Source organism: Sphingopyxis fribergensis (genome assembly GCF_000803645.1).
In the GTDB taxonomy this organism is placed as follows: Bacteria; Pseudomonadota; Alphaproteobacteria; order Sphingomonadales; family Sphingomonadaceae; genus Sphingopyxis; species Sphingopyxis fribergensis.
In genome coordinates this window covers 1,018,875-1,039,423 of record NZ_CP009122.1, presented here as the reverse complement: position 1 = coordinate 1,039,423, position 20,549 = coordinate 1,018,875, and the positions used below count along the sequence as shown (strand labels likewise).

The window sequence follows — 20,549 nt, the reverse complement described above, 5'->3', positions numbered from 1 at the left end:
TTTGGAAGACTTGAAAGCGACCGAAGACATGACCGATATCCCGAACAGCCTTCCCGACCACCACGGCTCGACGCTCCTTTCGGCGCCCGACGTCGAGGTCGATGCGCGCGAGCTGTTCGGTGTCGATATCGACATGAAAGTCCCCGCATTCAGCGAGGCCGATGAGCGCGTTCCCGACCTCGATCCCGCTTACGTCTTCGATGGCGACACGACGCTCGCGATCCTCGCGGGCTTCAAATACAACCGCCGCGTGATGGTGCAGGGCTATCACGGCACCGGCAAGTCGACGCATATCGAACAGGTCGCGGCGCGCCTCAAATGGCCGTGCATTCGCGTCAACCTCGACGCGCATATCAGCCGTATCGACCTTGTCGGCCGCGATGCGATCGTGCTGCGCGATGGCCAGCAGGTGACCGAATTTCGCGAAGGGCTGCTCCCCTGGGCGCTGCAGACGCCGACCGCGCTCGTCTTCGACGAATATGATGCCGGCCGCCCCGACGTGATGTTCGTGATCCAGCGGGTGCTGGAGACCGAGGGCAAGCTGACCCTGCTCGACCAGAACCGCGTGATCCGCCCGAACCCCTATTTCCGCCTGTTCTCGACCGCGAACACCGTCGGGCTTGGCGATACGAGCGGGCTGTATCATGGCACGCAGCAGATCAACCAGGGCCAGATGGACCGCTGGAACATCGTCGTCACGCTGAACTATCTGCCCGCGGCGACCGAAAGCGCGATCATCCTCGCCAAGGTGCCGAACACCGACGAGACGACCGTTGCCAATATGGTCAAGGTCGCCGACCTGACGCGCCAGGGCTTCATCGGCGGCGATATCTCGACCGTGATGTCGCCGCGCACGGTGATCAGCTGGGCGCAGAACACCGCGATCTTCAACAATATCGGCTTTGCCTTCCGCCTCTCGTTCCTCAACAAATGCGACGAGGCCGAGCGGATGATCGTCGCCGAATATTATCAGCGCGTGTTCGGCGAAGACCTGCCCGAAAGCGTGGTCGGCAAGTGATGCCGATGCGCCGCCTGCCAATGGCATGCGCGGCATTGGCCCTGTCAGGGTGCAGCATCGCGGCGGTCGATTATGGCCCGGTCCGTCACGCCGACTATGTCGCCGACCCGCGCTGCACCGCGCAGCCTGGCGCGGCGGTCGACATCGCGGCGCTGCCTTATTTCTTCGCGACGAGCCGCCTGCCCGACTGCCGGACCGACAACATCGTTTTGCTCCGGCATCGCGGCGACAAGATCCGCTATGGCCATTTTTCGGCGCCGCGCGAAATCGATGTCGGCAAGAAGAAAACATTGCGCACCCCGATGGCGTTCCAGGAATCGGGCGACTGGTGGAAGGCGCTGCAGGCCGAAACCGACAAAAGACAAGGCCGCGTCCTGCTCTATGTCCACGGTTATCGCGAGACGTTCGAGACGACGTCGAAAGATGCGGCGCAGATCGCTCGGATGACGGGCTTCGTCGGTCCGGTGATCGAATATAGCTGGCCGTCGCAGGGCGAAGTGCTGAGCTATGCCGTCGACGAAACCAACATGTATCACGACGTCCGCAATTTCCGCGACTTCCTGAAAACGCTGGCCGAACGGCCGTGGGTCAAGGAGATCGTTATCGTGTCGCACTCGCTGGGCGCGCGGCTGGTCATCCCGGCGATATCCTATGTCGACCGCACCTCGAGCAGCGCCGACAGCAGCAATATTTCGAATGTGATCCTGGCCTCGCCCGACATCGATCGCGAAACCTTCGAGCGCGATATCGAGGAAGAAGTGCTGGCGGCGCGTCGTGTTGCGAACAATCGGCGGATCACCGTTTACGTGTCGCACGCCGACAAGGCCCTCGCGGCGTCGCGCGCGCTGCACGGTTATCCGCGCCTCGGTTCGCCCTATTGCTTCAACCCGTTCGAAGCCGCCGACCTGAAAGCCAAGGGTCTTCCGGTTCGTTGCTATACCGCGGCAGTGCCGGGATTGACCGTGATCGACACCACCGATGTGTCGCGGACAACCACGGGACATAGCAATTTCCTGCGCAGCGCGGTGGCGTGCCGCGATTTCGTCGATGTCGTCCAGGGAAAGCGCACGCGGCCCGAGCGCACGGCGACGCAGTTCGCGCATGTGTTCCGTCTGCTCCCCGATCCGGCGGACCCGAAGCCCGACGATGCGGCGATATGCAACCGTATTCCCGAGGTATCCGCCCCCTAAAAGCCGCACATGATCGCCACATCGGGGCGCCAGACGACCGGCACCTCGCCGTTCCGCAGCCAAAGCCCGCCCGCCACCACAGTCAGGAACATCGCGAGCGCGATCCAGTCCCGCCGCAGGGTGCATCACATCACCGGCGGAATGGTCCTGGATCAAGTCCGGGGCGAGGATTGAAAGGAGCACCGCGTCACTCTCTTCCTTCGACGGCAAAAGCTGGTTAGAGCCGACTCGAAATGTCCACCCAATCTCCCCTCGACGATTTCAAGGCGGCGCTGTCGAGCGTTGCGCGCGCGGTGACCCGCGATGCCGAGGTCGAGGTCGGCTTTACCGCCGATGCGCCCGCGCAGATCGGCAAGGCGATCAAGGTGCCGACTCCGTCGCGTACCCTGCCCGCCGATCAGGTCGCCGAGGCGCGCGGCTTTGCCGACTCCTACGCTTTGCGGATGAAGCATCACAGCGAGAAATTGCACGCTGCGGCGCGCCCTTCCGAGCCGCTCGCCGCCGCCGCGTTCGACGCGATGGAGCGCGCGCGGATCGAAGCCTTGGGCGCGCGTCACATGGACGGGATGCGCGGCAACCTCGCCTCCAGCCTGGCGATGCGGATGCGCAGCGACCCGATCAGCCGGGCGCAAAGCCGCGAAGATGTGCCGATTTCGAGCGCGCTCGAGCTGATGCTGCGCGAAGCGCTGACCGGCGACCGCGCGCCGCAGGGAACCGAGACCGGCCTGTCGCTGGTGCGCGAATGGATCACCAGCGAGGCCGGCGGCGACCTGACCGCGCTGTCGATGCTGCTCGACGACCAGACGGCGTTTGCCGAAACCGCAAAGCTGGCGCTCCGCCACCTCGACCTCATCCAGAGCGACGAGCCGCTGGAGGAAGGCGCCGAAGACGGCGGCGAGCAGGACGAGAGCGAAGCCGAAGAAAGCCAGGAAGAGCAGGAAAGCGAAGACGGCGGCGCCGGCGAATCGCAGGTTGATGCGCGCGCCGAAATGGCCGGCGATCAGGCCGACGACGGCGACAGCGACCCCGACGCGCAGGAAATGGAAGCCGACGGCGAACCCGAAATGGGCGGCGAAGGCGACGAGGGCATGCTGCCCGTGCGCCCCAACCGCCTGCCGAGCGACATTCCCGATTTCAACTATCTGCGCTTCACCGAAAAGCATGACGAAATCATCCTTGCGACCGAACTGTGCGATGCCGACGAGCTGACGCGGCTGCGCGCCTATCTCGATACGCAGATGCAGCATTTGCAGGGCGCGGTGACCAAACTCGCCAACCGCCTCCAGCGCCGCCTTATGGCGCAGCAAAACCGCGCGTGGGATTTCGATCAGGAAGAAGGCCAGCTCGACGCCGCGCGGCTCGCGCGCGTGATCGTCTCGCCCGGCCAGTCGCTCAGCTACAAGGTCGAGCGCGATACCGATTTCCGCGACACCGTCGTCACCCTGCTGATCGACAACAGCGGATCGATGCGCGGGCGGCCGATCAGCATCGCCGCGATCAGCGCCGACATCCTCGCGCGCACGCTCGAACGCTGCGGCGTCAAGACCGAGATTCTGGGCTTCACGACGCGGACGTGGAAAGGCGGGCAGAGCCGCGAAGACTGGCTCGCCGCGGGGCGCCCGGCGCATCCCGGCCGCCTCAATGATCTCCGCCACATCATCTACAAGCCCGCCGACGAACCCTATCGCCGCGCGCGCAAGTCGCTGGGGCTGATGATGCGCGAAGGGCTGCTCAAGGAAAATATCGACGGCGAGGCGCTGACATGGGCGCACAGCCGCATCATCGGCCGCCCCGAGGAACGCAAGATATTGATGGTGATTTCGGACGGCGCGCCGGTCGACGACAGCACGCTGTCCGTCAACCACGGCGCCTATCTCGACCAGCATCTGCGCCAGGTCATCGACTGGATCGAGAACCGCTCGCCGGTCGAGCTCTGCGCGATCGGCATCGGGCACGACGTCACGCGCTATTACAGCCGCGCGGTGACGATCATGGATGCCGAGCAATTGGGCGGCACGATGGTCGAGCAATTGGCGGGGTTGTTCGACGTGGATTGAGCCGACCAGCGGCCAACCCATGCGCTGGCTCAACGGGTCATCCCGGCCTTCGCCGGGATGACTGATTTTGCGGGTTACTTCGTCTTGCCGGTCCAAGCCTCGGGATCGAACCCTTCGAGCGTATCGCCCTTGGCTCCGGCCGCGACCTCCGCTTCGGTCAGGAATTTGATCGCGACGCCGCCCGCTTTCGTATTCCCCCAGCTAAGCGCGGTGATATGGCTATCGCCATATTTCGCACCGATCACGGCGTCGGCGCCCAGCTTTTCTCCACGCTCCCAGATTTCGTTATAAATCTTCTGCTGCGACGGCTCCTTGCTGAAAATCGTCGCCTTCCGCACGCCGGCCGTCACCACGCCGACGATCTTATATGGCTTGTCGGTGATATCATAAGGGAAGACGGGCACGCCCATTTCCTCGTTGACCATCACATAAGAAACGTCCTTTTTCTTTGCCATCGCGGGCACGGAAATCGCCATCGCGGCGATGCCGACGACGGCAATCAATTTATTGGATTTCATTGTCTGCTCCCCCTTGTAGGTTCGCAACAACTCTCCCCACTTTTCAGTCTGGTCAACAAGATTCTGCCTTGGCAACTTCGCCTATTCATGGCCTATCTGGCACGGGGTAGCAGGGGGCAGGCAATGGCATTGATATTTGGCGCGGCAGCAGCCGTATTGCTTGCGGCATCGACACAGTCCGCGGCAGCCGCCGAAACAAAGAGCGCGGCTGAGCCCCCCTCACCAAACAGCGTCGAGCCGGCAATCGCGCCGCTGGTCCTGAAACGCGATACGCCCGTCCATTTCATGGTGGTGTCGGAAGTGACGACGAAGACGCACACCCAAGGGCATCGATTCAGGCTGCGCGTCGACAAGCCCGTCTTTGTCGACGGTGTCCTTGCGCTGCCCGTCGGCACGACCGCATGGGGCGAGGTGCTCGCCGCGAAGAAAAGCGGCAACGCGGGCAAGTCGGGATCGCTGGAGGCGCGGCTTCTCTATGTCGACGTCGAGGGATATCATGTGCCGATCGGCGGCAACAACCAGGCCAAAGGCGCGGGTGGCGGTGCCGAGACCGCGCTCGGCGTCCTCGCGCTTGGCCCGCTCGGCCTGTTCGCCAAAGGCAATAATGCGAAGATCAAGGCCGGCGAACTGATGACCGGATTCGTCGAAGGGGACACCGAGATTCCGCGCCCGAAACCGTCGGCGCCATGAGGGCCGGCGCAGCCTTTCTGGCTGCCATCGGACTGGCCTTGGCATGTCCGGCCGCTGCCGACGAGCCTGTTACCCCCGCTACCGCACCGGCGCGCCTGCTGCTTCCGTCGGGCACCCTCATCGAGCTCGTTACCCGCGATGCCATCTCGACCAGAAAGAATGTAAAAGGTGATCTTATCTACCTTAAAGTCGCCGCGCCCGTGATCGTCGACGGCGCGACCGCGATCCCGGCCGACACCGTCGTCGTTGCCCAGCTGACGCGCGCGGAAAAGCGCGGTGCCTTCGGACGCTCGGGCAAGCTCGACGTGCAATTGCTATACGCTGAACTGCCCGGCGGACCGCTGCGGGTGAGCGGAACGATCGAGGCGCGTGGCAAAAAAGACGCAGGCGACACCGCGGCAACAGCCGCTGCCTTTTTAGCCCTGCCCTTCGTCGCCACGGGCCGCAGCGCAGAAATCCCGGCCGGAGCCGAAGTTTCGGGTCGTCTCGACCGCGACGTGTGGATCGGCCGGCGCTGAGCGGAGGTGCCCTGCCCCGCGCAGGGTGACAACGCCTTCCCCCGTCGTTACAAACTCTTCCCGATGCAGCAGGGACTCGCGGCCTGACGACGAGAGCCGCTGCAACGACATGATGCTGAGGGGTCGCCGGCATGACTTGGGGCCGCACCGATAGGGTGCGCGGCTGAGGGGGCGACTGACACATGAAAAAAGCATCCGACCTGTTCATCGAATGTCTGGAAGAAGAAGGCGTCGAATATATTTTCGGCGTTCCGGGCGAAGAGAATCTCGATTTCCTCGACAGCCTTTCGCGCTCGACCAAGATCAAGCTGATCCTGACGCGGCACGAGCAGGGAGCGGGCTTCATGGCCGCTACCTATGGCCGCCATACTGGTAAGACCGGTGTGTGCCTCGCGACATTGGGTCCCGGCGCAACCAATTTCGTCACCGCGGCGGCTTATGCGCAGCTCGGCGGCATGCCGATGATGATGATTACCGGCCAGAAGCCGATCAAGAAATCGAAGCAGGGCCGCTTCCAGATCCTCGACGTCGTCGCGATGATGGGACCGATCACCAAATTCACCCACCAGATGGCGTCGTCGGACAATATCCCGAGCCGCGTGCGCGAAGCCTTCCGCCTCGCCGAAGAGGAAAAGCCTGGCGCGGTCCACATCGAGCTGCCCGAGGATATTGCCGACGAGCATACCGACAGCCTGCCGCTGAAGCGCAGCCATGTGCGTCGGCCGACCGCCGATGTGAAGTCTATCCGCGAGGCGGTGAAGGCGCTTGAGAAAGCAACCTCGCCGGTGCTCGTCATCGGCGCAGGCGCGAACCGCACCATGACCAGCCGCATGCTGTTGCAGTTCATCGAAAAGACCGGCATCCCCTTTCTGACGACGCAGCTCGGCAAGGGCGTGATCGACGAGCGGCACCCGAAATTCCTCGGCTGCGCGGCGCTGTCTTCGGGCGATTTCGTCCATCGCGCGGTCGAGGCATCGGACTGTATCGTCAACCTTGGCCACGACGTGATCGAAAAGCCGCCCTTTTTCATGCAGCGTGGCGGGCCGACCGTCATCCATGTGTCGACCAAGACCGCCGAGGTCGATCCGGTCTATTTCCCCGATATCGAGGTGATCGGCGATATCGCAAATGCCGTGTGGCAGATGAAGGAGGACATCGTCCCCAACGGCGGCTGGAAATTCGATCATCTGCTCGCCTATCGCCAGGGCGAGGTCGATCACACCGCGCCGCTGGCCAAAGACGAACGCTTCCCGATCTTTCCGCCGCATCTGGTGCAATCGGTGCGCGATGCGATGCCCGACGACGGGATCATCTGCCTCGACAACGGCGTCTACAAGATCTGGTTCGCGCGGGGGTATACGGCGTGCAAGCCGAATACCGTGCTGCTCGACAATGCGCTCGCGACGATGGGCGCGGGGCTGCCGTCGGCAATGATGTCGGCGATGCTCTATCCGAACCGCAAGGTCATGGCGATCTGCGGCGACGGCGGTTTCATGATGAACAGCCAGGAAATGGAAACCGCGGTCCGGCTCGGGCTCAACATCACCGTGCTGATCCTCAACGACAACAGCTATGGGATGATCCGCTGGAAACAGGCGAATATGGGCTTTAAGGATTGGGGGCTGACCTATGGCAACCCCGATTTCGTCAAATATGCGGAGGCTTATGGCGCGCATGGGCATCGGGTCGAAAGCGCGGCGCATCTGAAGGAACTGCTCGCGCATACGCGCGATACTCCGGGGGTGCATTTGATCGACTGCCCCGTCGATTATTCGGAGAATGACCAGATTTTGAATAATGATATCAAACGGTTGTCGAAGGAGTTGTAACGTTAACTCCCCTCCCGCAAGCGGGAGGGGCAGCGAGACTTGCGAGCTTGCTCGCTAGTCGCAGCGGGGTGGGAATACCGCACCGTTGCTGGCCCACCCCTGACCCCTCCCGCAAGCGGGAGGGGGGAGTAAGCGCATGAAACTCAAAGACGTCTATCCGCTCTATCTTAACAACAAGGCGGTGCAGCCGAACACCGACCTCAAGGTGATCGACAAATTCACCGGCGAGGTCGCGTTTCGCACCGCGCTCGCGACCCCCGACGTCATCGACGAGGCGATTGCGGGCGCCGTGCGCGCTGCAGAGCCGATGGCGCGGCTGGCGAGTTATGAAAAACGCGACGTGCTGAGCCACTGCGTTGCACGTTTTCAGGAGCGGTTCGACGAACTGGCCTATGCGCTGTGCGTCGAGGCGGGCAAGCCGATCGCCGACAGCGAGGGCGAGGTCACGCGCCTGATCGATACCTTTCGCATCGCCGCCGAGGAAGCGACGCGTAATTATGGCGAGGTCCAGCCGCTCGACATTTCGGCGCGCGCGAAGGGCTATATGGGAATATGGAAGCGCGTGCCGATCGGGCCGTGCAGCTTCATCTCGCCGTTCAATTTCCCGCTCAACCTCGCGGCGCACAAGATCGCGCCGGCGATTGCGATGGGCTGTTCGTTCGTGATGAAGCCCGCTTCGCTGACGCCGCTCGGCGCGATCATCATGGGCGAGGTGCTCGCCGAATGCGACATATTGCCCGAGGGCGCGTTCAGCATATTGCCCGCGAGCCGCGACGGCGCCGACCTGTTCACCACCGATGAGCGGCTTAAGCTTTTGTCTTTCACCGGTTCGCCGGGCGTCGGCTGGGAGCTGAAGGCGAAGGCGGGCAAGAAAAAGGTCGTGCTCGAACTCGGCGGTAACGCCGCGGTCGTCGTCGACAAGGACGCAGACCTCGACCATGCGCTCGCGCGGATCATCTTCGGCGGTTATTATCAGTCGGGGCAGAGCTGCATCCACGTCCAGCGCGCGATCATCCATGAGGATATCTACGACCGCTTCCGCGACATGTTCGCGGCGAAGGTCAAGACGTTGAAATCGGGCGATCCCAAGATGCGCGATACCTTTATCGGGCCGATGATTTCCGAGAAGGAAGCCCAGCGGTTGAAAAGCTGGATCGACGATGCGGTCGCCGCGGGCGCGACCTTGCTCGCGGGCGGCGGCTGCGCGGGGAACATGATGGAGGCGACGCTGCTGGAGAACGTCCCTGGCGACACCGACGTTGTGCGCGAAGAAGCGTTCGGCCCCGTCGTCATCCTGTCGAAATTCACCGAGTGGGAGGCGGCGCTCTCCGAGGTTAATGACAGCAAATTCGGGCTACAGGCCGGCCTCTTTACCCGCGACCTGCACAAAGTTCTCGACGCGTGGGATCATCTCGACGTCGGCGGCATCGTCGTCAACGATGTGTCGAGTTACCGCGTCGACAACATGCCCTATGGCGGGGTGAAGGACAGCGGCCTCGGTCGCGAAGGCGTGCGCTTTGCCATGGAAGATATGAGCGAAATCAGGAACCTGGTGATCCGGCGAACCTGATTGGATCATGGTTAACACGAACATGTGTCAAATAGGCAACGTCACAAAGCTGCCGCTGAACTTTCTTCAAACTGTCGCGGCTTTGATTCGCACGCTGTAACAAAACTCCTGTCTAGGCCGTGGGCAGCCAGAGGCTGCTTACGGAGTGTGACATGGCCACGATTTCGACCCTGCCCATCCCCGCGCGTTTTCCCGACCCGTTCACCACCGACCCGCATATTCCCGAACGCGTGATCGGCGAGCGGCGGAGCTACCGCACCGTGTGGGTCAGCGACATCCATCTCGGCACCCGCGGGTGCAACGCTGCGATGCTGATCGACTTCTTCGACCATGTCGATTGCGAGACGCTGTACCTTGTCGGCGACATCATCGACGGCTGGCGGCTCAAGAAGCGTCATTTCTGGCCGCCCGAGCATAATGACGTCGTGTGGCGCGTGCTCAAGCGCGCCAAGCGCGGCACGCGCGTCGTCTATGTCCCCGGCAACCATGACGAAATGTGCAAGCCGTTTGACGGCTTCGATTTCGGCGGGGTCGAGATCCGCCGCGAGGCGATCCATGAAACCGCCGACGGCCGAAAATTGCTGGTCGTTCATGGCGACGAGTTCGACGCGGTGATGCTGGCGCACCGCTGGCTCGCCTTCGTCGGCGACGCCGCTTACACCGCGCTGATGAAGTGCAATGTGGTGGTGAACCGCGTTCGCAGCGCGTTCGGCTTGCCTTATTGGTCGCTGTCGATGGTCGCCAAGCACAAGGTCAAGAACGCCGTCCAGTTCATAGGCCGGTACGAGGAAGTCGTCGCTCACGCCGCGCGCTCGCGCGGGGTCGATGGGGTGGTGTGCGGGCATATCCACAGCGCCGAGATGCGCGAGATCGAGGGCACCGAATATTATAACGACGGCGACTGGGTCGAAGGCTGCACCGCGCTGGTCGAACATCATGACGGCACGATGGAGATATTGCATTGGGCCGACGAGGTCGCCAGCCGCAGCGCGCCGACGCCGCTGAAACTGCCCGCTCCGGCGCGTGCAGCATAAAGGACGCGGCCGCATGAGGATCCTGATCGTCACCGACGCGTGGGAGCCGCAGGTCAACGGCGTCGTCCGCACGCTGCAGGCGACGGTCGCCGAATTGCACGCCGCGGGGCATGAGGTCGGGGTTATTTCGCCCGACCTGTTCCGATCGATCCCCTGTCCCTCCTATCCGGAAATCCGGCTCGCGCTGGCAGGGCGACGCAAGGTTGGACGCCATATTCGCGCGTTCGGCCCACAGGCGATCCACATCTCGACCGAAGGCCCGCTCGGCATGGCGGCGCGGCGCTGGTGCCTCACGAACAATTTTCCCTTTACCACCGCTTATCACACGCGTTTTCCCGAATATGTCGCGGCACGGCTGCCCGTGTCGCCCGCGTTCGTATGGCGCTTCATCCGCTGGTTCCATCGTCCGGCGCGGCACATCATGGTCGCGACGCGCAGCCTCGCGCGCGAACTGGCCGAGCAGGGTCTTGCGCAGACGATGATGTGGGAGCGAGGGGTCGATCACGCGCTGTTCCGCGCCGATCGCACGCCACACCCGGCCTATGCGGGGCTGGCGCGGCCGATCCAGCTATATGTCGGCCGCGTTGCGGTCGAGAAGAATATCGGCGCGTTTCTGGCCACCGACCGGCCGGGCACGAAAGTCATCGTCGGCGAAGGCCCCGCGCTCGCCGAGCTCAAGGCGCAGCATCTGGACGCCTTGTTTCTCGGCAAGCTAGGCGGCGAAGCGCTCGCCTCGGCCTATTCAGGCGCCGACGTGTTTGTCTTTCCCAGCCGTACCGATACCTTCGGCCTTGTCATCATCGAGGCGATGAGTTGCGGAACGCCGGTGGCCGCCTTTCCGGTGCCGGGTCCGGGCGACATTGTGACGGGCGGCGCGGGCGCGCTCGACGAGGATCTCGGCCGCGCGATCGACATGGCGCTCGCCTGCGACCGCACCGACGCCGAAGCGCTTGGCGCACGGTACAGCTGGGCTAGCTGCACCGCGCAATTTGCGAAGGCGCTGACTTTTGTTCCCTCCGAACCGCCACGCGAAGCGATCGCCGACGCGCGGGTCGCCGCCTAGAAGGTCTTGCGCCACTCCAGCTCGATATAGCGGCCCAGGGGGTCGATATAGCCTGGCTGGTAATTGAGCGGCACGATGCCGTTGGCGTCGGTGATCTTACGCTGCGCATCGAAGACATTGTCGACCGACAGGCGCAGGCGCGATCCCTTGAGGAAAGGCAGCTTCTCGGTCAGCTTCGCCTTCTGGTTCAGGTCGACGAAGAAGCGCAGGTTGAAGGTCGCAAGATCGCCGAACTTCAGGTCGCCCGCGGTGCCGCCCGTCACCGTGCTGCCACTGTCATATTTTGCGCTGAGCCGCACGCCCATGCCGTTGTGGAACAGCCCGCCGTCGAGTTCGAACAGGTGGCGGTTGCTGCCGCCACCGCTGCCCGTCGCAGACCCGTTCAACAAGTCGAGTTCGGGCACGCCCGGACGGATCAGTATTTTATCGGTCAGCTTGATCGTGTGATAAAGCGACACCTGCCAGCGCCCGCCCTGCGGCCCACGGCCAAACATGCCGGGACCACCGCCGCGTCCACCACGACCACCGGCGCGCGGCCCGCCGCCGCCGGGCCCGCGAGGGCTGGCGCCTTCGCCATCCGCTCCATCGGAACGACCCGCGCCGGGGCCACGCTGTTCCTGCTGGCCGAAGCTCTTGCCGAAATTGAGGCCCCAGCGGATCTGCGAATTTTCGGACTGGTCAAAATTCACCGGGCGTTGGTCGATAGCCAGCAACACGCCGTTGGCATCGCGTGTGACGCGATCGGGGAACGCCGCTTCGATCTCGGGGGTCAGCAGCGGCAGGCTGTTCGCCGTGTCATAGCTTTTGTTGCGGTTGTAATTGACCGAAAGCCGCAGCCCCTCGACCATCGGCGGCGACCAGTTCAGCCCCAGCTTCAAGTCGCGGCGCTGTTCGGCGAGCAGAAAAGGATTGCCGCCGGTGGTCGTGCTGATCTGAACCGTCTGGCCGGTCCTGAAATCATAATAGGTGACCCCATCGGTCGTCAGCGGCGCGGCGCCGAGCTGCTGGATACCGGGCGCCGCCTCGTCATTGTTGAAGCTGGCGATCAGCGAGAGATTGTCGGTCACGCCCCAGTTGAGGTTCGCGCCCCAGCTTTTGAGCGATTCAAAGTCGCTGGGATTCGCTACCTGCCCGCTCAACGTCAGTGAGACGCGGCCGATATTGCCGACCTCATATTCGGGATCAAGCAGCGGCACGGTCAGCGATCCGAACACGCTCGGCAGGTCGCGCGCGAGGTCGGTCGTGACGATATCGCCCGAACGGTCCGAACGGCTGTCGAAACGCAGCCCCGAATAGCTGCCCGTCATCGACAGACGGATGGGGCCGGCCCAGCCCTCGGTCACGGTGCCCGACAGATTGGCGTTGGCGCCGAACGTCTGCTGGCTGCTGTCGAAGCGGTCGGTGGTTTCGAAGCGGGCACCGCCGCCGGTCGGCGTAATCATCCGGTCGGTGAAAGTAAGCTGATCGGCATCGGCATAATTACCCGACACCGACCAGCGCCAGTCGCCGAGCATCCCGTTGACGCTGGCGGTCGTGGTGAGGTTGCGCGCGCGGCTGTCGCGTTCGAGCGGATCGCCCACGCCGGCAAGCCCAGGGCCGAGCAGGGACAGCGTATCGGTCTGGTCCCAGCGCACATTGACCGACGCGTCGGTGACCTTGTTCAGGCTGCGCTGGATCGTCGCGTCGATGCGATATTCGTCGGATGCGCCGAGCAGGCTGCGCGCGGGCGCTTCGGCCGCCTGGGCCGCATCGCCGCGATAATCGAGGTTCCGCTCGCTTTCGAGCAGCATCGACTTGCTTTCCCAGCCCGCGTTAATGTTGACCCGGCCATTGTCGGTAATCGCGAGAAAGCTTGGCTCGATCTCGCCCTGAAAGCGGCCGCCCTGCGTTGGAATGCCGCCCTCGGCCTCGACCGAAACCTGCCGGAAATTGGGCTTGAGCACCAGGTTGACGACGCGCTCGTCGGCCGAATAGCCATATTGCAGCGCGACTTCCTCGGGAAAGACCTCGACCTTGGCGATCGCCTCGGGGGGCAGGTTGCGCACCTCGCCGAAGCCGCCAATGCGGCGGCCATTGACCAGGATGATCGGCCGCCCGCCGCCGCGCCCGCGGCCCGAGCGCGTCTGCGGCGCGAGCGCGTCGAGCAGTTCGGAGACGTTCGACACGCCGTAGCTGGCGATCGCCGCTTCATCGAGTTCGGCCTCGGCCTTGATTTCAGTGTCAAGCTGGCCCGCCAGGCGCGGCGCGGTGACGATGATCTCGTCCTCGCTATAATCGTCATAGGCATCTTCGACCGTTTCGGGCGCAGCGGGGGCAGCCTCGGCAGGCTGTTCGGCCACCGCAGCGGTCGCAGGCGGGCCGATCGGCGCCTCGGCCATCGCTGGCAGCGCGAACGAGGCGCCTGCGGCGAGCAGGGCGGCGCGTGCGGAAATGGACAGGCGGATGTTATTCATTGGGGAGAACCTTTGTTTCTTTTCTATCTTGGTTTTTTCTTCGCACGGGCGCGCTTAACGCTCGATGACGCCGCGCTTTGTTCGCGGTTCATCTATGTCGCGCAATTGTCGCAACAATGTGTCGGGGCCATGCCGGTTCGACGGGCAGTCGATATCGACCGCTGGACAGCATGGGCCTTCACCCTTATCGGCCACCCATGCCGACTCCCAACTCCTCCGCCGCCCCAAAAGCCGATATTGGCGAATCCATCCTGATCGTCGATTTCGGCAGCCAGGTGACCCAGCTCATCGCCCGCCGCGTCCGCGAGGCCGGCGTGTATAGCGAGATCGTCCCGTTCAGCGCTGCCGAGGCCGCGCTCGAACGGATGAAGCCCAAGGGCGTGATCCTGTCGGGCTCGCCCGCATCGGTTCCCGCCGCCGGCAGCCCGCGCGCGCCGCAATCGATCTTTGACAGCGGCGTACCGATCCTTGGCATCTGTTACGGCCAGCAGGTGATGAGCCAGCAGCTCGGCGGACAGGTCGAGCCGGGCGGCGCCGATGGCGAACGCGACGGCGAATTCGGCCGCGCCTTCCTGACCGTCACCGAACCCTGCGTCTTGTTCGACGGCCTGTGGGAGGTTGGCGAGCGTCACCAGGTGTGGATGAGCCACGGCGACCGCGTCACGCAGTTTGCCCCGGGCTTTCGCATCGTCGCGATCAGCGACGGCGCCCCCTTCGCGCTCATCGCCGACGACGAGCGCCGCTATTACGGCACGCAGTTCCACCCTGAGGTCGTCCACACCCCCGACGGCGCGAAGCTGATCGCCAACTTCGTCCGCCACGTCTGCGGCTGTAGCGGCGAATGGACGATGGCGGAATTCCGCGCCACCAAGATCGCGGAAATCCGCGCACAGGTCGGCGACCAGCGTGTGCTTTGCGGCCTGTCGGGCGGCGTCGACAGCGCGGTCGCCGCGGTGCTGATCCACGAAGCGATCGGCGAACAGCTCACCTGCGTCTTCGTCGACCATGGCCTGCTGCGCATGAATGAGCGCGAGCAGGTCGAGCGCCTGTTCCGCGACCATTACAACATCCCGCTCGTTGTCGTCGACGCCGAGGAGCGCTTCATGAGCGGCCTTGCGGGCCTCACCGACCCCGAAAAGAAGCGCAAGTTCATCGGCGCCGAATTCATCAATGTGTTCGAGGAAGAAGCGAAGAAGATTGGCGGCGCCGACTTCCTCGCGCAGGGCACGCTTTATCCCGACGTGATCGAATCGGTTTCGTTCACCGGCGGGCCGAGCGTCACGATCAAGAGCCATCACAATGTCGGTGGCCTGCCCGAACGCATGAACATGAAGCTGGTCGAGCCGCTGCGCGAGCTGTTCAAGGACGAGGTCCGCCTGCTCGGCAAGGAGCTGGGGCTCCCCGACATCTTCGTCGGCCGCCATCCGTTCCCCGGCCCCGGCCTCGCGATCCGCATCCCGGGGGAGGTCAGCAAGGATCGCTGCGACATCCTGCGCAAGGCCGACGCCGTCTATCTCGAAGAGATCCGCAACGCGGGGCTGTATGATGCGATCTGGCAGGCGTTCGCCGTCCTGCTGCCCGTCAAGACCGTCGGCGTGATGGGCGACGGGCGCACCTATGACCATGTCTGCGCGCTACGCGCGGTCACCTCGACTGACGGCATGACCGCCGACATCTATCCCTTCGACGCGAGCTTCCTCAGCCGCTGCGCGACGCGCATCATCAACGAGGTCCAAGGCATCAACCGCGTGGTGTACGACTATACTTCGAAGCCGCCGGGAACGATCGAGTGGGAGTAACAGCTCCGCTGTCCGCTTTCGAATCCGAAAATGCGAAAGCCGACAACGAACAGATGATTACTTCGCGTCGGGCACGACGGACATAGAGATCGAGGAGGGGAAATCGCGCGAGTAGAAGACCGAATGCGTCTGCGCGCGATAGTCCCCTGGTTTGGCTTTCAGGATATTGGGTACGAAGGTCTGCGGGTTGCGGTCGATCAGCGGGAACCAGCTGCTTTGCACCTGCACGCCGATACGGTGCCCTTTTCGAAACACATGCGACGCCGAATGCAGGTCGATCCTATATTCCAACGCCTTGCCCGGCTTGATCGCCGCCGGCTTTTCATAGCTGGCGCGAAAGCGGCCGCGGAACACGTCGTTCGCGATCATCCGCTGCCGCCCGCGCAAATCCTCGGGCGTCGCCGCGTCGGATGGATAGATGTCGACCAGCTTGACCACCCAGTCGGCGTCGGTGCCCGTCGTGCTGGCAAACAGGCGCGCCTCGATGTCGCCGGCGACGGTAACATCCTCGGCCAGCGGCTCAGTCTGCCAGAACAATACATCCTTGCGCTTCGTAAAGGGCGCCTGGTCGTCGGCTATCCAGGTCGACCAGTTCGATTCCGGCCGCATGAACGGCTTCAGTATCGCCCGGTCGCGATACGGGACCGGGTTCGCCGGATCCGAAACGAAGCTACTGGCGCCCTTGCGCGACTTTGGCGCGTCGAAGGAGAGCTTGCCTTCGGGATGCAGATACAGGCTGCGCTGCTTGCCCTCGACTGCGGGCCAGCGCGAAAGGCGCTGCCACTTGTTGCTGCCCGACTGGAAGACGAATGCTTCGGGCTGATCGAGCTTGCCGACACCCTTTAGCCAATAGCGAAACCAGGGAAGCTCGACCGAGGTCCGAAACCACTGCCCCGTCGGCCCGCCCAGTTCGAACGGGCCGTATTTGCTGCCCTCGCCACGCCAGCCGCCGTGGTTCCATGGCCCGACGACCAGATAGTTCAGGCCGCGATCGTCGCCTTTCTCCTGATTGGCGTAGATCGTCATGGGGCCGTAAAAATCTTCCTGGTCCCACCAGCCGGCAACAATCAGATTGGGGACCGCAACCTTTGCCGGCATCATGTGCGAGGTCCGGCTGTCGCGCCAGAAGCTGTCATAGTTCGGATGCGACACGAAATTTTGCCAGCTGGGCATCGAACGGCCGAGCAGCCGCCGATCCATGTCGGCGAGGTCCGACTGTTTCAGATACCAGTCATAGGCATCGTCGGTGCCGAAATCGAACGCCTTCATCGTCCGCCCGTCGGTCTCCAGCGCCGATACCCACGACCAGGCGTAGTCGAGCCGGAAGGCGCCATTGTGCAGGAAGTCGTCGCCGATGAACATGTCTTCGGGCGACGCCTGCGAGGTCACCGCCTTCAATGCGGGGTGCGGATTCACCGTCGCTACTGCGGCCGTCCAGCCGCCGTAAGACACGCCGAACACACCGACCTTGCCATTGTTGCCCGGCAGATTCTTTACCAGCCAGTCGATGCTGTCATAGGTGTCGGTCGCCTCGTCGATGCCATCGGCGGTCTTCTTGAGCGGCCGCAGATTTACGAATTCGCCTTCGGAACCGAAGCGGCCGCGAATGTCCTGAAAGACGAAGATGAACTTGTCCTCGGCCAGCTCGCCATAGCCCCCCGCCTTGCTGAGGCCGGTGTCGATGCGCGCCTTGGTAAAGCCATAGGGCGACCGCGTCATCAGGATGGGGAGCTTCCCGACATGGCCTTTCGGGCGCCAGACCTGCGCGTGCAGAAGGACGCCGTCGCGCATCGGAATCATCACGTCCTGCGCTTCATATTCCGAGAGGCTGGGGGCGACGGCAGCCGGCGGACTAGCCGCCGGTTGAACCATCGCCGCGCCCCCGGCAACGACGCCGAACAGCAACGCAAGGCTGTACCGGATCAAGCCTCTGTGCATGCCCGCCGCCGGCTTAGAAATCGACCCGCGCTCCGACGGTGAAGTAGCGTCCGACGACATCGTACAGCGTGCTGTTCACGGTGACGAGCGGCGGATCGCGGTCGAACAGATTGTTCACATTGCCGAACAATGTGAAGCGATCCTCGATCTTGAACCGCGCGCCAAGGTCGACATAGGTCCGCGACGAAATCCGGTTGTTGATCAGCGTCGTGCGCGTCCGGTCGAAATTGCCGCCGTCGATATAGCGCGCGCGGATGTCGAATCCGACATTGTCGTCCTCATAGGTTGCGCTGAGCGTCCCGCGCCACTTCGGCGTCGCACGCTGCACCGAATCGCCCACGTCGCCCGCCGTCTCGACGCGGGTAACGCCGGTATCGAACACCAGCTTGTCGACATAGGTCGCGAGCGCGCGAAGCCTTATGCTGCCACCGGCGGCCAGCCTGGTGACATAGGACGCCTCCATGTCGAGCCCGCTCGTCTCAAAACTAGCGATATTCTGCTGGGTGGCCGCCACCTGGGTGACCGTCCCCGTCGCATCGCGCGTGACGGCATCGCAAGCAGAGGTGACCCCGCGCGAACACAGGAGCGTGAGGTTCGATCCGTTGAGCGCCGTGACCGCACCGTCGATCTTGATCTTGTAATAGTCGACCGACGCGCTGAAGCCACGCAGGAAGGACGGCGAATAGGTTGCGCCGATTGCCGTCGTGTAGCTCACTTCAGGCACGAGATTCGGGTTGCCGCCGGTGAATGTCGTCACGGTCGACGGTTGCGGGTTATAGGCGGGGTTCGCCGCGGCCCGCCCGTCCCTGTCCTGATCGTTAAGCGGCCCGATATTGATCGAGCGGAGCGCGAACAATTCGCCGACGCCGGGCGAGCGAATGTCGCGCGACCGCGTTGCCCGCAGCAGCAGGTCATTGAAAAGTCGGGCAGTGCCGCCAGCTTTCCACGTCCAGATGCCGCCGCTGGTGCTGTAATCCGAATAGCGCGCCGCGCCGCTCAGATCGATCTCCACCGCATTTTCGAGTTTGAGCAGCGGGAACAGGACTTCGCCGAACGCTTCCTTGACATTGAACCCGCCCGAGGTGGGCGTCGAGAAGACGAGGATGCCGAAGTTGCTGGCGTTCGCGATCGTGAAGTCGTCGCGCGACGAGATTTGTTCTTCCCAGCGCGCCTCGGCGCCGACCGCAACGGTCACCGGCCCAGCCCACAGCGAGAAGAGATCGCCCTGAATTTCACCGCCCACCGAATCGAGCTTGTTCGTCCCGAAAGATTGCTGCGCGCCGGTGACATAGGCGCGCGCTTCGGGCGACGCGTTCAAGGCGCCGAACGGATTGAGCGGCTGGCAGGCGGGATCGTTGTTGGTCGGGTCGGCGTCGGCGTTGATGCCGCAGACGATTTGCCCGCCGCTCGACACCGCGTTGATCGCATTGTTGAACTGCCGGACAAGGCGCGAGTTGCCCATCTTCTGCTCGCTTTCGACCTCGCCATGGCTGTACCAGGCCTTATACCGAAAGCCGTTGCCGAACGTCCCGTTGACGCCGATCGCGCCTTCCTTGCTGGTCCGCTCGCCGCGGAATTGCAGCTGCAATATGTCGTTGAAATAGCGTCCGAAGGTGAAGCTCGTCTCGCCCGCGGCGGCGAGCTGATCGCGGACCGCGGTCGATAGATAGGGGTTGTTCGCCTGGATCGTCAGGTACGGCAGGCCGAGCGCGCCGCCGACCGTATAATCGCCAAAGAAGGGCGCGTTCGACAGCGAGCGCGCATAGCTGGCGTCGACCCAAAAGGTCGCATCGCCGACCTCATAACTCAGCCGGGCATAGGTGCTCAGCCGCTCGAAGGGCGAAGAAACGGGGATGGTATCGTAAAGATTGATGCCGTCTGCGCCGCCGACCATCCGGGTCGGGAAGGCGGCTGCACCGACGCCCGTGCCGCGATCGAAGGCGCGCAGCGTGCCGTCGGCGTTGAACGTCTGCCCCGCGAGCACGCCGCTGGTGATGAGGCCGCCGAGCGTGACGTTGCCGAAGTTGACGTCGCGGACCAGTTCGGACCCCGTGCCCGAGGGGATGAAATCGGGGCTGTTGAGTTGCGGGCGCGTGCTGCGGTCGATCACGCCGCGGTCTTTGACATATTCGCCGCCGATGATGAAATGGCCGCGCCCGTCGGCGAAGCTGGTGCCGAATTTCGCATCGAACCCATAGCGGAAGCCGTCGCCGCGCGACGACGTGCCGACATTGCCGCCAACCGAAATGCCGTCATAATCCTTGTCGAGCAGGATGTTGACGACGCCCGCGACCGCGCCCGAGCCCCAGGCGGCCGATGCGCCGCCGGTGACGACCTCGACGCGCTCGACCAGATTGGTCGGGATGAAATTGAGATTGCCCTCGCCGACGAAGCGGCGGCCGTCGAGCAGCACCAGCGTGCGGTTCGAACCAAGACCGCGCATGTCGACGGGCGCGGTGCCGGTCGAGGTGTTGCCGTTCGACACGGTCGGCGTCGTCGTCGGGCGGATTTGCGGAAGGTCGTTCAGCACCTGCTGGATGTTCGGACGCGCACCAAGGCGCAATTCATCCTCACCGATCACCGTCGTGGGGGTGGGCTGGTCGAAACCGGCGCGCGCGATGCGCGACCCCGTGACGAGAATCTCTTCGCCATCGGCGGCGACCGTATCCGTAGCCACCTGGGCCGCGGCTGGCATGGCGACGAACAATCCGATTGCGAGCGCCGCAGCACTGCTGCCGCGAGCGAGGGTGTAACCGAGCCTGTAAATATCCTTGCGCATGTGAATCCGCCCCTTTGTTTTGCGCCGCTCGATGGCGGCTCGTCCGTTTTCCCGTGCAATGAAGCTGCCACAATGTCCTGTTTAGGACAATAT

14 protein-coding genes are annotated in these 20,549 nt (G+C 63.7%); 10 read left to right on the top strand and 4 right to left on the bottom strand.

Features of this window, described 5'->3' with window-relative positions:
- Nucleotides 1-28 precede the first annotated feature (28 nt).
- From cobS to cobT, 3 genes are all read left to right on the top strand, one after another.
- A complete protein-coding gene (gene cobS / locus SKP52_RS04805; RefSeq protein ID WP_039579814.1) occupies nucleotides 29-1,018 on the top strand; it encodes a cobaltochelatase subunit CobS in 990 nt (329 codons plus the stop codon).
- 5 nt (nucleotides 1,019-1,023) lie between these two features.
- Nucleotides 1,024-2,208, top strand: coding sequence for an alpha/beta hydrolase (locus tag SKP52_RS04800; RefSeq protein WP_228383823.1), 1,185 nt, complete (start codon nucleotides 1,024-1,026; stop codon nucleotides 2,206-2,208).
- Between the two features lie 233 nt (nucleotides 2,209-2,441).
- On the top strand, nucleotides 2,442-4,265 hold the full coding sequence (cobT, locus tag SKP52_RS04795) for a cobaltochelatase subunit CobT (protein ID WP_039572344.1): 1,824 nt from the start codon (nucleotides 2,442-2,444) through the stop codon (nucleotides 4,263-4,265).
- Between the two features lie 74 nt (nucleotides 4,266-4,339).
- Here cobT and SKP52_RS04790 read toward each other — a convergent pair whose 3' ends face one another.
- Nucleotides 4,340-4,783 (bottom strand): hypothetical protein, encoded by a 444-nt coding sequence (locus SKP52_RS04790; RefSeq protein WP_228383822.1) that lies wholly within the window; start codon nucleotides 4,781-4,783, stop codon nucleotides 4,340-4,342.
- A gap of 123 nt (nucleotides 4,784-4,906) precedes the next feature.
- Between SKP52_RS04790 and SKP52_RS24500 the strand changes: the two genes are divergently transcribed.
- From SKP52_RS24500 to SKP52_RS04760, 6 genes are all read left to right on the top strand, one after another.
- Nucleotides 4,907-5,473: a hypothetical protein gene (locus SKP52_RS24500; protein WP_148309027.1), complete on the top strand. Its 567-nt coding sequence runs from the start codon at nucleotides 4,907-4,909 to the stop codon at nucleotides 5,471-5,473.
- Nucleotides 5,470-5,991: a hypothetical protein gene (locus SKP52_RS04780; RefSeq protein WP_052207826.1), complete on the top strand. Its 522-nt coding sequence runs from the start codon at nucleotides 5,470-5,472 to the stop codon at nucleotides 5,989-5,991. The genes SKP52_RS24500 and SKP52_RS04780 overlap by 4 nt, the downstream gene beginning before the upstream one ends.
- A gap of 182 nt (nucleotides 5,992-6,173) precedes the next feature.
- Nucleotides 6,174-7,820 (top strand): acetolactate synthase large subunit, encoded by a 1,647-nt coding sequence (locus tag SKP52_RS04775; protein ID WP_039572341.1) that lies wholly within the window; start codon nucleotides 6,174-6,176, stop codon nucleotides 7,818-7,820.
- A 136-nt stretch (nucleotides 7,821-7,956) separates the two neighbouring features.
- Nucleotides 7,957-9,390: an aldehyde dehydrogenase family protein gene (locus SKP52_RS04770; protein ID WP_039572337.1), complete on the top strand. Its 1,434-nt coding sequence runs from the start codon at nucleotides 7,957-7,959 to the stop codon at nucleotides 9,388-9,390.
- Between the two features lie 152 nt (nucleotides 9,391-9,542).
- Nucleotides 9,543-10,424 carry a UDP-2,3-diacylglucosamine diphosphatase gene (locus SKP52_RS04765; RefSeq protein ID WP_039572334.1) on the top strand — a complete coding sequence of 294 codons (882 nt, stop codon included), beginning with the start codon at nucleotides 9,543-9,545 and terminating at the stop codon, nucleotides 10,422-10,424.
- A 13-nt stretch (nucleotides 10,425-10,437) separates the two neighbouring features.
- Nucleotides 10,438-11,487 carry a glycosyltransferase family 4 protein gene (locus SKP52_RS04760; RefSeq protein ID WP_039572331.1) on the top strand — a complete coding sequence of 350 codons (1,050 nt, stop codon included), beginning with the start codon at nucleotides 10,438-10,440 and terminating at the stop codon, nucleotides 11,485-11,487.
- On the opposite strand, the gene SKP52_RS04755 is transcribed toward SKP52_RS04760, so the two are convergent.
- Nucleotides 11,484-13,940: a TonB-dependent receptor gene (locus tag SKP52_RS04755; protein ID WP_039572329.1), complete on the bottom strand. Its 2,457-nt coding sequence runs from the start codon at nucleotides 13,938-13,940 to the stop codon at nucleotides 11,484-11,486. The two genes, SKP52_RS04760 and SKP52_RS04755, sit on opposite strands and share 4 nt — an antisense overlap.
- A gap of 197 nt (nucleotides 13,941-14,137) precedes the next feature.
- On the opposite strand from SKP52_RS04755, the gene guaA reads away from it, so the two are divergent.
- On the top strand, nucleotides 14,138-15,739 hold the full coding sequence (guaA, locus tag SKP52_RS04750; RefSeq protein ID WP_052207824.1) for a glutamine-hydrolyzing GMP synthase: 1,602 nt from the start codon (nucleotides 14,138-14,140) through the stop codon (nucleotides 15,737-15,739).
- Between the two features lie 57 nt (nucleotides 15,740-15,796).
- On the opposite strand, the gene SKP52_RS04745 is transcribed toward guaA, so the two are convergent.
- Both SKP52_RS04745 and SKP52_RS04740 read right to left on the bottom strand, forming a co-directional pair.
- Nucleotides 15,797-17,677, bottom strand: coding sequence for a CocE/NonD family hydrolase (locus tag SKP52_RS04745; RefSeq protein ID WP_039572327.1), 1,881 nt, complete (start codon nucleotides 17,675-17,677; stop codon nucleotides 15,797-15,799).
- A 13-nt stretch (nucleotides 17,678-17,690) separates the two neighbouring features.
- A complete protein-coding gene (locus tag SKP52_RS04740; RefSeq protein ID WP_039572325.1) occupies nucleotides 17,691-20,456 on the bottom strand; it encodes a TonB-dependent receptor plug domain-containing protein in 2,766 nt (921 codons plus the stop codon).
- Nucleotides 20,457-20,549: the final 93 nt, after the last annotated feature.

Bases quoted from the DNA above. Each gene is read 5' to 3' on its own strand.
- SKP52_RS04765 (WP_039572334.1), top strand. From the start codon at position 9,543: ATGGCCACGATTTCGACCCTGCCCATCCCCGCGCGTTTTCCCGACCCG.
- SKP52_RS04760 (WP_039572331.1), top strand. From the start codon at position 10,438: ATGAGGATCCTGATCGTCACCGACGCGTGGGAGCCGCAGGTCAACGGC.
- cobT (WP_039572344.1), top strand. From the start codon at position 2,442: ATGTCCACCCAATCTCCCCTCGACGATTTCAAGGCGGCGCTGTCGAGC.
- SKP52_RS04745 (WP_039572327.1), bottom strand. From the start codon at position 17,677: ATGCACAGAGGCTTGATCCGGTACAGCCTTGCGTTGCTGTTCGGCGTC.
- guaA (WP_052207824.1), top strand. From the start codon at position 14,138: ATGCCGACTCCCAACTCCTCCGCCGCCCCAAAAGCCGATATTGGCGAA.
- SKP52_RS04775 (WP_039572341.1), top strand. From the start codon at position 6,174: ATGAAAAAAGCATCCGACCTGTTCATCGAATGTCTGGAAGAAGAAGGC.
- SKP52_RS04800 (WP_228383823.1), top strand. From the start codon at position 1,024: ATGCGCCGCCTGCCAATGGCATGCGCGGCATTGGCCCTGTCAGGGTGC.
- cobS (WP_039579814.1), top strand. From the start codon at position 29: ATGACCGATATCCCGAACAGCCTTCCCGACCACCACGGCTCGACGCTC.
- SKP52_RS04790 (WP_228383822.1), bottom strand. From the start codon at position 4,783: ATGAAATCCAATAAATTGATTGCCGTCGTCGGCATCGCCGCGATGGCG.
- SKP52_RS24500 (WP_148309027.1), top strand. From the start codon at position 4,907: ATGGCATTGATATTTGGCGCGGCAGCAGCCGTATTGCTTGCGGCATCG.
- SKP52_RS04755 (WP_039572329.1), bottom strand. From the start codon at position 13,940: ATGAATAACATCCGCCTGTCCATTTCCGCACGCGCCGCCCTGCTCGCC.
- SKP52_RS04740 (WP_039572325.1), bottom strand. From the start codon at position 20,456: ATGCGCAAGGATATTTACAGGCTCGGTTACACCCTCGCTCGCGGCAGC.
- SKP52_RS04780 (WP_052207826.1), top strand. From the start codon at position 5,470: ATGAGGGCCGGCGCAGCCTTTCTGGCTGCCATCGGACTGGCCTTGGCA.
- SKP52_RS04770 (WP_039572337.1), top strand. From the start codon at position 7,957: ATGAAACTCAAAGACGTCTATCCGCTCTATCTTAACAACAAGGCGGTG.